The sequence below is a fragment of the Rathayibacter rubneri genome, assembly GCF_023743255.1.
Lineage (GTDB): Bacteria > Actinomycetota > Actinomycetes > Actinomycetales > Microbacteriaceae > Rathayibacter > Rathayibacter rubneri.
Map to the genome: position 1 here is coordinate 1 of NZ_JAMRYM010000098.1, position 12234 is coordinate 12234.

Genomic DNA, 12234 nt, shown 5'->3' on the forward strand with positions numbered 1-12234 from the left:
CGACCCCGACCGCGCCCCGCAGACCCGTCGCGCCGCCCACACTCGACCGCGCTCCGCGCAGAGTCGTCCTGTTGTCCGGAGTCGACCGCGCTCCGCTCGGAGCCGTTCTGCAGCCCGCACTCGACCGCGCTCCGCGCAGAGCCGTTCTGCAGCCCGCACTCGACCGCGCTCCGCGCAGAGCCGTTCTGCTGCCCGCACTCGACCGCGCTCCGCGCGGAGTCGTCCTGTTGTCCGGTGTCGACCGCGCTCTGCGCGGAGCCGTCCTGTTGTCCGGTGTCGACCGCGCTCCGCGCGGAGCCCTCGTGTTGTCCGTACTCGACCGCGCTCCGCGCGGAGCCCTCCTGTTGTCCGGTGTCGACCGCGCTCCGCGCGGAGCCGTTCTGTTGTCCGGAGTCGACCGCGCTCTGCACGGAGTCCTCCTGTTGTCCGGGGTCGACCGCGCCGCGCGCGGAGCCCCGGTGTTGTCCGTACTCGACCGCGCTCCGCGCGGAGTTCTCCTGTTGTCCGGTGTCGACCGCGCTCTGCGCGGAGTCGTCCTGTTGTCCGGTGTCGACCGCGCTCTGCGCGGAGTCGTCCTGTTGTCCGGTGTCGACCGCGCTCTGCGCGGAGTCGTCCTGTTGTCCGGTGTCGACCGCGCTCTGCGCGGAGTCGTCCTGTTGTCCGGTGTCGACCGCGCTCTGCGCGGAGTCGTCCTGTTGCCCGGTGTCGACCGCGCGCAGCGCGGAGGCCCCCTGCGCCACCCGCCACTGTTCGTGCAAGGTGGAGGGCCGCGAGCGGGAATCGCGTGCCAGCGATTCCCGCCAGCCCGACGCTCCCCGCTCCCGAGAACCCACCCCCCACGAAACCCGACCGCGGTGGAGGAGGCGCTCGCGCCTCCTCCACAAAATCAACACTGTGTAACGCTTTCCCCAGGGAGCCTCCGCGACCTCTGAGTGCTTCGTCACATTGGGTAACGTGAACGGATCGACGCCCTGCTGCGCCATCCGTGCGGGGCCGCTTCCCTGGAGGACGAATCTTGACTATCACCACGCGTAAGGCCGCGTTCGGCGGTCTGGCCGCACTGGGCGTCACCGCGCTTCTCGCCGGCTGCGCCTCCGCTCCCGAGGAGGGCGACTCGGGCGCCGCCGCGGGCAGCGACTTCCTGCCCTGCATGGTCTCCGACGCCGGAGGCTTCGACGACAAGTCCTTCAACGAGCTCGGCTACACGGGTCTCGTCGAGGCCGCGGACGAGCTGGGCGTCGAGCCGATCGACGTGACCTCGGAGTCCGAGACGGACTACGCCCCGAACCTGACGAGCCTCGTCGATCAGGGCTGCAACCTGATCATCACCGTCGGCTTCGCGCTCGCCGATGCGACCAAGGCCGCGGCCGAGGCGAACACCGACATCGACTTCGCGATCATCGACGACGCGTCGATCGATCTCGAGAACGTCAAGCCGATCACGTTCGACACGTCGCAGTCCGCGTTCCTCGCGGGCTACGCGGCCGCGTCGTACTCGAAGACCGGTGTCGTCGGCACGTACGGCGGACAGCCGTACCCGACCGTCACGATCTTCATGGACGGCTACGCCGACGGCGTCGCGTACTACAACGAGCAGAAGGGCGCCGACGTCAAGGTCGTCGGCTGGGACGTCGCGTCGCAGAACGGCTCCTTCACCGGCGGCTTCGCGCCCGGCGTCGAGGCCAAGTCGGCCGCGCAGTCGCTGATCGACCAGAACGCGGACGTCATCCTCCCCGTCGGCGGTCCGATCTTCCAGTCCGCGATCGAGGCGATCCGCGACTCCGGCAAGGAGATCGCGATGGTCGGTGTCGACGCCGACCTGTACGAGACGTACCCGGACGGCGGCGACCTCTACCTGACGTCGATCCTCAAGGGCATCAAGGAGGGCACGTCCGACGTGACCGCCTCGGCCGGCGCCGGTGAGTTCGACGCCACGCCGTACGTCGGCACGCTCGAGAACGACGGAGTGGGCATCGCCCCGTTCCACGACTTCGAGTCGAAGGTCTCGCCCGACCTGCAGGGCGAGCTGGACGCGATCACCGAGGGCATCATCGACGGTTCGATCACCGTCGAGTCGCCGTCGGCGCCCGCCGCCTCCTAGTCGACGCGAAGAGGCCGGTCGGCCCCGGGAGTCCTCCCGGAGCCGACCGGCCTCTTTTCTCTGCCGCGGCGCTCCTCCGCCCGCCTGCCGGGCAGCGCCGGCGCGGCACGTGCCCTCCCTGTCGCTGATCGTCCTCGAGCCCCGTCGACGCCGGGAGCCTCGCTGAAAGTTAGATTGGTCCCATGAAGCTCGAACTGCGGGGCATCACGAAGCGCTTCGGCGCCCTCGTGGCCAACGACCACATCGATCTCACGGTCGAACCCGGCGAGATCCACTGCCTCCTGGGCGAGAACGGCGCCGGCAAGTCGACGCTGATGAACGTGCTCTACGGCCTCTACCAGGCGGAGGAGGGCGAGATCCTGCTCGACGACGTCGTCCAGCACTTCTCCGGGCCCGGCGAGGCCATGAAGGCGGGCATCGGCATGGTGCACCAGCACTTCATGCTGGTGCCGGTCTTCTCCGTCGCCGAGAACGTGATGCTCGGGCACGAGCAGACGAAGTCCGGCGGCCGCCTCGATCTGGCCGCGGCCCGCGCGCGGGTCCGCGAGATCTCGGACCGCTTCGGCTTCGACGTCGACCCCGACGCGATCGTCGAGGACCTGCCCGTCGGAGTGCAGCAGCGCGTCGAGATCATCAAGGCGCTCTCGCGCGACGCCCGGGTCCTCGTGTTCGACGAGCCGACCGCGGTGCTCACCCCGCAGGAGACCGACGAGCTGATCGCGATCATGCGCCAGCTGCGCGCCGCCGGCACGGCCATCGTCTTCATCACCCACAAGCTCCGCGAGGTGCGCGAGGTCGGCGACCGCATCACGGTCATCCGCCTCGGCAAGGTCGTCGGCGAGGCCTCGCCGACCGCGAGCAACGCCGAGCTGGCCTCGCTGATGGTGGGCCGCGCCGTCGAGCTGACCGTGCAGAAGGAGCCGGCCCGCGCCGGCGACGAGGCGCTGGTCGTCAGCGGTCTCACTGTTCGCGACGCGAACGGGCAGGCCGTCGTCGACGACGTCTCGTTCGAGGTCCGCCGCGGCGAGATCCTCGCCATCGCGGGCGTGCAGGGCAACGGTCAGACCGAGCTCACCGAGGCGATCATGGGGCTGCAGGAGCGGGTCGAGGGCACCGTGACCCTCGACGGCAAGCGGCTCGACGGGCTCTCGGTGCGCCGCGTGCTCGACTCCGGTGTCGGCTTCGTGCCCGAGGACCGGACCGAGGACGGACTGGTGGCCGAGTTCACGATCGCCGAGAACCTGATGCTCGACCGCAGCGACGGGGGTCCGTTCGTGAAGGGCCTGAATCTCCGGCTCAAGGAGCTCGACCGGTTCGCCGAGGAGCGGGTGCGCGAGTTCGACGTCCGGGCGCAGGGGATCGGCACGCACGTCGGCCGGCTCTCGGGCGGCAACCAGCAGAAGGTCGTCCTCGCCCGCGAGCTCAGCCGGGAGCTGCGGCTGTTCATCGCCGCGCAGCCCACCCGCGGCATCGACGTCGGCTCGATCGAGTTCGTCCACAAGCGCATCGTCGAGACCCGCGACACCGGCGTGCCCGTGATCGTCGTCTCCACCGAGCTCGACGAGGTGGCCGCGCTGGCCGACCGCATCGCGGTCATGTACAAGGGCGGCATCATCGGGATCGTGCCCGCCGACACCCCCCGCGACGTGCTGGGACTCATGATGGCCGGGCAGTCGCCCGCCGAGAAGGGAGCGGCGGCGTGAGCGACGCGCAACTGCCCGCGGTCGACCCCGACGCGGAGACCGAGAAGTCCACCGGCCTCGAGCCCGGCCAGAAGCCGGGTCAGGAGGCGCGCCCCGGCGCTGTCGAGAGCGGCGCGTCCCGCGTGCTCCGCGAGATCCTCTCCGGCACCGCTCTCATGTCGGTGCTCGCCGTGCTGCTCTCGCTGATCGCGGGCGGCGTGCTGATCGCGGCGACGGACCCCGACGTCCAGGAGGCGTCCGGCTACTTCTTCGCCCGTCCGGTCGACACCCTGCAGGCGATCTGGCAGTCGGTCGCCGGGGCGTACTCGTCCCTCTTCCAGGGTTCCGTCTACAACTTCCGGCGCGAGGGCTTCGCCAACGGCATCAAGCCGCTGACCGACACGCTCGCCTTCGCGACGCCGCTGATCGCGGGCGGCCTCGGGGTCGCCCTCGCCTTCCGCGTGGGCCTCTTCAACATCGGCGGCCGCGGGCAGATGCTGATCGCCGCGGCGTGCGCGGGCTGGGTCGGCTTCTCGTTCGACCTGCCGTGGGGCGTGCACCTCGTCGTCGCGCTGGCGGCGGGCATCCTCGGCGGTGCGCTCTGGGGCGGACTCGTGGGCCTGCTGAAGGCCCGCACCGGCGCCCACGAGGTGATCCTCACGATCATGCTCAACTACGTCGCGTTCTACCTGATCTCCTACCTGCTGCGCACCCCGGGCGCCCTCCAGGCTCCGGGGTCGAACAACCCCAAGACCCCGGCGATGAAGGAGACGGCGGTGTTCCCGTCGCTGCTCGGGCCGAGCTACTCCCTGACCCTCGGGTTCGTGTTCGCGATCCTCGCGACCGTCTTCGTGTGGTGGCTGCTGAACCGCTCGAGCATCGGCTTCAAGTTCCGGGCGATGGGCGAGAACCCGCACGCGGCGCGGGTGGCCGGCATCGACGTCAAGAACAGCTACGTGTATGCGATGCTCCTCTCCGGCGGCCTGCTCGGCCTCGCGGGCAGCGCACAGGTGATGGGCACGGTCACCACCGGCTTCACCTCCGGGATCGACGCGGGCATCGGCTTCGATGCCATCACGGTGGCGCTGCTGGGCCGCTCGCGGCCGTGGGGCGTGTTCTTCGCGGGCATCCTGTTCGGGGCCTTCAAGGCCGGCGGATACTCGATGCAGGCAGCGCAGGGGGTCCCCATCGACGTGGTCCTCGTCGTCCAGTCGCTGATCGTCCTCTTCATCGCCGCGCCGCCGCTGGTGCGCGCGATCTTCCGCCTGCCCACTCCCGGGGCCGCCCCGAGACGCCGCACGCGCCGAGCCTCGGAGGTGTCCGCATGACCGGCCTCGCCACCACCGCCCACGTCGACGCCTCGCGCGTCCCCGTGCGCAGCTGGAAGGCGCCGATCGCGTTCGGGGTCTTCTCCCTCCTCGCGATCGTCCTCTTCGTCGTCGCGGGGCGCGACGGCACGAGCTCGTTCCGGCTCGCGGCGGGCGGCGACTTCTTCGCCCTGCCCGACGTCCCCTTCCCGACCCGGGCCACCGGTGTCGTCGTGGCCGTCGCCACTGTCGCGCTCACCGTGCTCGCCGCGATGATGGCCCGCGCGGCTCGGCGCATCCCGCTGTGGTTCTCGACGGTGTTCGCGCTCGTCTTCCTGCTCGGCTTCCTCGTCTGGGCCTCGGCCGGAGCGACCCTGCCCGTCTCGGGACTGCTGCTCGGCACCGTCGGCCTCGCCACTCCTCTGATCTTCGGATCCCTCGGCGGTGTCATCTCGGAGCGCGTCGGCGTCGTCAACGTCGCGATCGAGGGGCAGCTCCTCGCGGGCGCGTTCACGGCCGCGGTCGTCGCGTCGATCACGCGTCAGCCGATCCTGGGCCTGGTGGCGGCGATGCTGGCGAGCGTGCTGGTCTCGTTCGTCCTCGCGGCCTTCGCGATCAAGTACGTCGTCGACCAGGTCATCGTGGGAGTGGTCCTGAACGTCCTCGTGACGGGTCTGACGAGCTTCCTCTACTCGCAGGTCCTCACCTCCGACGCCGAGACCTTCAACTCGCCGGTGCAGTTCGAGACCCTGCCGATCCCGGTGCTCAGCCAGATCCCGGTGATCGGCGCGGTGCTCTTCAAGCAGTCCGTGATCGTCTACCTGATGTACGTCGCGATCGCCGCCGTCTGGTGGGGGCTCTTCAAGACGAAGTGGGGACTGCGCCTGCGCGCGGTCGGCGAGCACCCGCAGGCGGCCGACACGGTCGGCATCGACGTGGCGCGCACCCGGTTCTGGAACGTGTCCCTCGCGGGAGCGATCGCCGGCATCGGCGGCGCTTACTACACGCTCGACGCCGTCGGGGCCTTCGGCAAGGAGATGACGGCGGGTGCGGGCTTCATCGCACTGGCCGCGGTGATCTTCGGCCGGTGGGACCCGATCAAGGCCACGCTCGCGTCCCTCCTGTTCGGCTTCGCGACGAACCTGCAGAACGTGCTCGGCGTGATCGGCTCGCCGGTCCCGAGCGAGTTCATGCTGATGCTCCCGTACCTGGTGACGATCTTCGCCGTGGCGGGTCTCGTCGGCCAGTCCCGCGGACCGGCGGCCGCCGGCAAGCCGTACCTGAAGTCCTGAGAGGGGTCCCGTGACCGACATCGACTGGGAGGCGCTGCGCGCCGCCGCGAACGACGCCATGCGCCGCGCCTACGCTCCGTACTCGAACTTCCCGGTCGGAGCGGCGGCCCTCGTCGACGACGGGCGGATCGTCTCCGGCTGCAACGTCGAGAACGCCTCCTACGGCATCGGCCTCTGCGCCGAGTGCGCGCTGGTCTCGTCCCTGCACATGACCGGCGGCGGCAAGCTGGTCGCCTTCACGTGCGTCGACGGCAACGGTGCGACGCTCATGCCGTGCGGCCGCTGCCGTCAGCTGCTGTTCGAGCACTCCGCGGACGGGATGGTCCTCGAGACCGTCTCGGGCCTGCGGAGCATCGACGAGGTCATCCCCGACGCGTTCGGCCCCCGCACCCTCCAGGCCTACGCGGGGGAGTAGCGGCGCCGCCGCCCCCGCCCGCCCCGCACACGAATCGAGCACCGCAATGACCGGCTCCACCCCCGTCGAGGCCTTCGACGCCGTCGACATCATCCGCACCAAGCGCGACCGGGGCTCCCTGTCGACCGCGCAGATCGACTGGCTGATCGACGCGTACACCCGCGGCTACGTCGCCGACGAGCAGATGGCCGCCTTCGCGATGGCCGTCCTGCTGAACGGCATGGGGCGGGACGAGATCCGCGATCTGACGCTGGCGATGATCGCGAGCGGCGAGCGGATGCACTTCGACGGGCTCGGCAAGAAGACGGTCGACAAGCATTCGACCGGGGGAGTCGGCGACAAGATCACGCTGCCCCTGATGCCGCTCGTCGCGTCGTTCGGCGTCGCGGTGCCGCAGCTGTCCGGCCGCGGACTCGGCCACACCGGCGGCACCCTCGACAAGCTGGAGTCGATCCCCGGCTGGCGCGCCGAGCTGGGCAACGACGAGATGTTCGAGCAGCTGCGCACGGTCGGCGGAGTGGTCTGCGCCGCCGGCTCCGGGCTCGCGCCCGCCGACAAGAAGCTCTACGCCCTGCGCGACATCACGGGCACCGTGGAGGCGATCCCGCTGATCGCGTCGTCGATCATGTCGAAGAAGATCGCGGAGGGGACCGACGCGCTGGTGCTCGACGTCAAGTTCGGCTCCGGCGCCTTCATGGTCGACATCGAGCGCTCGCGCGAGCTGGCGCGCGCCATGGTCGACCTCGGGAACGACGCGGGGGTGCGCACCACGGCCCTGCTCACGAACATGAACGTCCCGCTCGGGCTCGCCATCGGCAACGCCAACGAGGTGCGGGAGTCGGTCGAGGTCCTCGCCGGCGGCGGCCCCGCCGACGTGCGGGAGCTCACGCTGGCCCTCGCCCGCGAGATGCTCGCGCTGGCGGGCCTGCCCGACGCCGATGTCGAGCGGGCGCTTGACGGCGGAGCGGCGATGGACACCTGGAACGCGGTGATCCGCGCCCAGGGCGGCGATCCGACGGCGGACCTGCCCGTCGCCCGCGAGACGCACGTCGTCCGCGCGGAGCGCGACGGAGTGCTGGTCGAGCAGCGGGCGCTGCCGTTCGGGATCGCGGCCTGGCGTCTGGGCGCGGGTCGGGCGCGCCAGCAGGACGCCGTGCAGCACGCCGCGGGCATCGACCTGCACGCGAAGCCGGGCGACCGGGTGCGCCGGGGCGAGCCGCTGCTGACCCTCTCGGCCGACGAGCCCGCGCGCTTCGAGCGTGCTCTCGCCGCGCTCGAGGGCGCCTACCGCATCGGCGACGAGGGCGAGGCCGTGCTCGACGGCGGACCGCTCGTGGCGGAGCGGATCGCCTGAGGCGTCAGAGGCGGGCGACCGTCTCGATCACCAGATCCCAGAAGCGGTCGGAGTCGATCGCCGTCGCCACGGAGGTCCGGCAGTCCGTCGGAGCGGTGGTGCGCAGATCGGCGACCGTCATGCCGACGGTGTGCTCGCCGCGCAGCTCCACCGTGAGCGGGGCGCGGCGCACCTCCAGGATCGACGGGTCGATGACGTACGCCACCGCGACCGGGTCGTGCACCGGGGGCGCGTCGAAGCCCTGCGCGTCGCGGTAGCTCGCCGCGAAGAAGTCGAGGAGCCCGACGCAGAAGCGGCCCGCCTCCGAGTCGACGCCGCGGAACCGGGCGACCACCTCCTCGGTCGCGAGTGCCCGGTGCGTGACGTCGAGGCCGACCATCGTCACGTCCCAGCCGGCGCCGAAGACGATGTGGGCCGCCTCCGGGTCGGCGAGGATGTTGAACTCCGCGGTCGCCGTCCAGTTGCCGCCCTGCACCCCTCCGCCCATGAGGACGACCTCGCGGACGAGCTCCGCGAGGCGCGGCTCACGCCGGACCGCCATGGCGATGTTGGTGAGCGGTCCGGTCGGCACCAGCGTGATGGAGCCCGGTGCTGCTGCCAGGACCTCCTCGATGATCAGGTCGACCGCGTGGCGGGGGTCGAGGGCGGGGCGCCGCTCCGGCAGAGTCGGACCGTCCATCCCGCTCTCGCCGTGGATGTCCGGCGCGGGCTCGGCGTCGCGCACGAGGGGGCGGTGCATCCCCGCGGCGATCGGGACGCCGGTCAGCCCGGCGACCGCGGCGACCGCGCGTGCGTTGGCGGTCACCTTCTCCAGCGTCTGATTGCCCGCCACCGTGGTGATCGCGACCAGCTCGATCGCGGGACTGCCGTGGGCGAGGAGGATCGCCAGCGCGTCGTCGTGGCCGGGGTCGCAGTCCAGGATGATCCGTCGTCCGCTCATCCCCGCACCCTACGCGGCTCCTCCCCAGGCGCGGATCCGTGCCGTCTCCGCGGGGCGGGGAGTGCTCCCGTCACGGCGTCGGCCCTCGGCAGTAGGGTGGTCCGCGAACCGTCGCCCGACCCCGAGGAGCACCGTGACCGACACCATCGAGGAGTACCTCCTCCCGGGCGAGGGCATCCTCATCGACGAGCTGCCGAAGGTCTCGCTGCACGACCACCTCGACGGGGGGCTCCGCCCCGAGACGATCCTCGAGCTCGCCGCCTCCGCCGGCGTCGCCGTGCCGGCCGACGAGCCCGAGGCGCTGCGCCGCTGGATCACGACCACCGCCGACTCCGGATCGCTGACCGACTACATCGCGACGTTCGAGACGACGGTCTCGGTGATGCAGACCGCGCCCGCGCTCGAGCGCGTCGCGCGCGAGTTCGTGCTCGACCTCGCCGCCGACGGAGTCGTGCACGGCGAGGTCCGCTGGGCGCCCGAGCAGCACCTGCGCTCGGGGCTCACGCTCGACGCCGCGGTCGAGGCCGTGCAGGAGGGACTGCAGCAGGGCGTGCAGGAGGCCGCCGCGCGAGGCTCGCGCCTGCGGGTGGGCCAGCTGATCACCGCGATGCGCCACACCGACCGCTCGCTCGAGATCGCCGAGCTCGCCCTCCGCCACCGCGAGCGCGGGGCCCTCGGCTTCGACATCGCCGGCGCCGAGGCGGGCTTCCCCGCCTCCCGCCACCGCCCGGCCTTCGAGCTCCTCGCGGCCGCGCACTTCCCGACCACGGTCCACGCGGGCGAGGCCGACGGTCTCGACAGCATCCGCTCCGCCCTCCTCGACGGCCGCGCCCTCCGGCTCGGCCACGGAGTGCGCCTCGCTGAGGACATCGCGATCGAGCGCCAGGACGACGACGCGAGCTACGTGACCCTCGGCGAGCTGTCCGAGTGGGTGAAGGACCGCCGGATCGCCCTCGAGCTCAGCCCGTCCTCCAACCTGCAGACCGGTGCCGTCGCCGCGTGGGGCACCGAGCTCGTCGACCACCCGTTCGACCTGCTCTACCAGCTGGGTTTCCGAGTGACCGTCAACACCGACAACCGCCTTATGAGCGGCACGACCCTCAGCCGCGAGCTCGCCCTGCTGTCGGACGCGTTCGGCTACGACCTCGACGACTTCGAGGTGTTCCAGATCAACGCCGCGGAGGCGAGCTTCCTCCCGCTGGACGAGCGTCGGGAGCTGATCGAGACGATCAGCGCCGGCTTCGAAGCGGCCTGACCGTGCCCCTCGACGCCCTCGCCGACGACGCGATCGCGCTCCGGCACCCCGCCGCCAGCTGGCGCGAGGCCGTCCTCGAGGCCGGTCGCGCGCTCGAGCGCAGCGGCGCCGTCGATCCCGCCTACTCGCGCCGCATGGTCGAGCAGATCGACGTGCTCGGCCCCTACATCGTCATCGCCCCGGGGCTCGCGCTCGCCCACGCCCGACCCGGCAACGACGTGCACAGCGACGGACTCTCCGTCGTCACGCTCGCCGAGCCCGTCGCCTTCGGGCACAGCACCAACGACCCGGTCTCCGTCGTCATCGGCATCGCCGCCACACAGGCGCACGGCCACGTCGGATTCGTCGCCGGCCTGGCCGACGTCCTCAGCCGCCCCGATGCGATCGGCGCCCTCGCCGCCGCGCGCACGGTCGGTGGCGTCAACGCCGTCCTCACGGACGCCACCCCGCACCACGGAAGAAGCTCATGAAGATCGTCACCCTCTGCGGCGCCGGAATCGGCACCTCCGCCATCCTCAAGCTCGGCGCCGAGCGCGCCCTCGAGACGCTCGACCTCGAGGCCGAGGTCATCGCCTCCGACATCGCATCGGTCGACGCCCTCGCGGCCGACGCGCAGGTCATCCTGACCTCCGGCGAGCTCGTCGACCGCATCGGACGGACCTTCGCCGAGGTCGTCGTGATCGACAACTACCTCGACCAGGCCGAGATCACCGCGAAGATCGAGCGGGCGCTGGGCGGTGCCGAGCTCTGAGCCGGGACCGTGCTCATTTCCGAGCCGCCCCTTGTGCGGCTCAGCGCAGGCGGGCTGTGCTCATTTCTCAGCCGCCCCTTGTGCGGCTCAGCGCGGTCGGCTTTCCGACATGGTGCGTTCCGAAGAGCGGGTACCGTCGCGCTGTCCTGAATCGCTGGCACGCGATTCCGGATCGCGCGCTCTCGGCGGGGCGGCGATTCGGTGACCGCAGTGGGAGACGGAGAAGCCCGCGTCCGCAGGGTGAGCCGCCCCTTGTGCGGCTCAGCGCGGTCGGCATTTGGAGGTGGTGCGTTCCGTGGAGCGGGTCGCGTCGCGCTGTCCTGAGTCGCTGGCACGCGATTCAGGATCGCGCGCTCCCTGCGGGGCGGCGATCCGGGGTCATCACTCTCAGAGGGAGCGGCCGACGCCGTCCACCCCATGCGCCCGCCTGCCGCCGCGAGATGCCGCCCTGAGGCGTGGCTCGCGGGGAGGCGTGCGGCGAAGGCACCGCGCGGCGCGCGGGGGGTCAGCGGAGCAGGGACTCGGCGCCGGTGCGGAGGGCGGACAGGCGGGTGGAGACCTCGGAGCGGCGGACCGAGGGGTCGGGGTCCGAGGACCACGCGTCGAGGTAGAGCTTGACCTTGGGCTCGGTGCCGCTCGGGCGGGCGATGAGGCGCGCGCCGTCGAGGGTGAAGCGCAGCGCGTCCGTCGGCGGCACACCGTCCTCGACCTCGAGCAGGTCCTCGACCCGCTGCACCGGGAGCCCGCCGATCGAGGCCGGGGGAGTGGCGCGCACCGCCGCCATGATCCGACCGATCTCGGACAGGTCGGTGACCCGCAGCGAGATCTGCTCCGAGCCGAAGAGCCCGAAGCGCTCGGCGAACGACTCGAGCTCGTCGGCGATCGTGCGGCCTCCGGTGGCCAGGGAGCTCGCCAGGTCGAGGAACGCGAGTGCCGCCGAGATGCCGTCCTTGTCCCGGACGGTGCCGGGATTCACGAGGTAGCCGAGCGCCTCCTCGTAGCCGAACACGAGGTCCGGCACGCGGGAGATCCACTTGAAGCCGGTCAGGGTCTCGACGAACGCGAGCCCGTAGTCGGCCGCGACCGCACCCAGCGCGGGGGAGGAGACGATCGAGCAGGCGAGCGCCCCGCCCACCC

The 12234-nt window shown here is 71.5% G+C and carries 11 protein-coding genes and 1 pseudogene; 9 read left to right on the top strand and 3 right to left on the bottom strand.

What is annotated here, in order from left to right; all coding sequences use genetic code 11:
• Nucleotides 1-740 (bottom strand): hypothetical protein (locus NB037_RS16280; RefSeq protein ID WP_251947590.1); only part of this gene is annotated, 740 nt, incomplete at its 3' end.
• Nucleotides 741-1015: 275 nt separating this feature from the next.
• Here NB037_RS16280 and NB037_RS16285 point away from each other — a divergent pair.
• The 6 genes from NB037_RS16285 (at nucleotide 1016) to NB037_RS16310 (ending at nucleotide 8151) form a co-directional block, all read left to right on the top strand.
• A complete protein-coding gene (locus tag NB037_RS16285) occupies nucleotides 1016-2101 on the top strand; it encodes a BMP family lipoprotein (protein ID WP_207402865.1) in 1086 nt (361 codons plus the stop codon).
• Nucleotides 2102-2283: 182 nt separating this feature from the next.
• Complete coding sequence (locus NB037_RS16290; RefSeq protein WP_251947592.1) at nucleotides 2284-3804, top strand: ABC transporter ATP-binding protein; 1521 nt, start codon at nucleotides 2284-2286, stop codon at nucleotides 3802-3804.
• Nucleotides 3801-5111, top strand: a complete 1311-nt coding sequence (locus NB037_RS16295) for an ABC transporter permease (protein ID WP_251947594.1) — start codon at nucleotides 3801-3803, stop codon at nucleotides 5109-5111. Before NB037_RS16290 ends, NB037_RS16295 begins: the two co-directional genes overlap by 4 nt.
• Nucleotides 5108-6382 (top strand): ABC transporter permease, encoded by a 1275-nt coding sequence (locus NB037_RS16300; RefSeq protein WP_251947595.1) that lies wholly within the window; start codon nucleotides 5108-5110, stop codon nucleotides 6380-6382. The genes NB037_RS16295 and NB037_RS16300 overlap by 4 nt, the downstream gene beginning before the upstream one ends.
• Nucleotides 6383-6392: 10 nt before the next feature.
• A complete protein-coding gene (locus tag NB037_RS16305) occupies nucleotides 6393-6797 on the top strand; it encodes a cytidine deaminase (RefSeq protein WP_308202083.1) in 405 nt (134 codons plus the stop codon).
• A gap of 46 nt (nucleotides 6798-6843) precedes the next feature.
• On the top strand, nucleotides 6844-8151 hold the full coding sequence (locus tag NB037_RS16310; protein ID WP_251947598.1) for a thymidine phosphorylase: 1308 nt from the start codon (nucleotides 6844-6846) through the stop codon (nucleotides 8149-8151).
• A 4-nt stretch (nucleotides 8152-8155) separates the two neighbouring features.
• On the opposite strand, the gene uriH is transcribed toward NB037_RS16310, so the two are convergent.
• Nucleotides 8156-9091, bottom strand: a complete 936-nt coding sequence (uriH, locus tag NB037_RS16315) for a uridine-preferring nucleoside hydrolase UriH (protein ID WP_251947600.1) — start codon at nucleotides 9089-9091, stop codon at nucleotides 8156-8158.
• A gap of 133 nt (nucleotides 9092-9224) precedes the next feature.
• Here uriH and NB037_RS16320 point away from each other — a divergent pair, with 133 nt between their 5' ends.
• From NB037_RS16320 to NB037_RS16330, 3 genes are read left to right on the top strand one after another with little or no spacing between them, the layout of a single operon-like run.
• Nucleotides 9225-10346 carry an adenosine deaminase gene (locus NB037_RS16320; RefSeq protein ID WP_251947603.1) on the top strand — a complete coding sequence of 374 codons (1122 nt, stop codon included), beginning with the start codon at nucleotides 9225-9227 and terminating at the stop codon, nucleotides 10344-10346.
• Between the two features lie 2 nt (nucleotides 10347-10348).
• Nucleotides 10349-10816, top strand: coding sequence for a PTS sugar transporter subunit IIA (locus NB037_RS16325; protein ID WP_207402873.1), 468 nt, complete (start codon nucleotides 10349-10351; stop codon nucleotides 10814-10816).
• A complete protein-coding gene (locus tag NB037_RS16330) occupies nucleotides 10813-11097 on the top strand; it encodes a PTS sugar transporter subunit IIB (RefSeq protein ID WP_251947606.1) in 285 nt (94 codons plus the stop codon). The genes NB037_RS16325 and NB037_RS16330 overlap by 4 nt, the downstream gene beginning before the upstream one ends.
• A gap of 505 nt (nucleotides 11098-11602) precedes the next feature.
• Here the strand turns inward: NB037_RS16330 and NB037_RS16335 are convergent.
• Nucleotides 11603-12234: pseudogene (locus NB037_RS16335) on the bottom strand (phospho-sugar mutase); the annotation flags it as partial.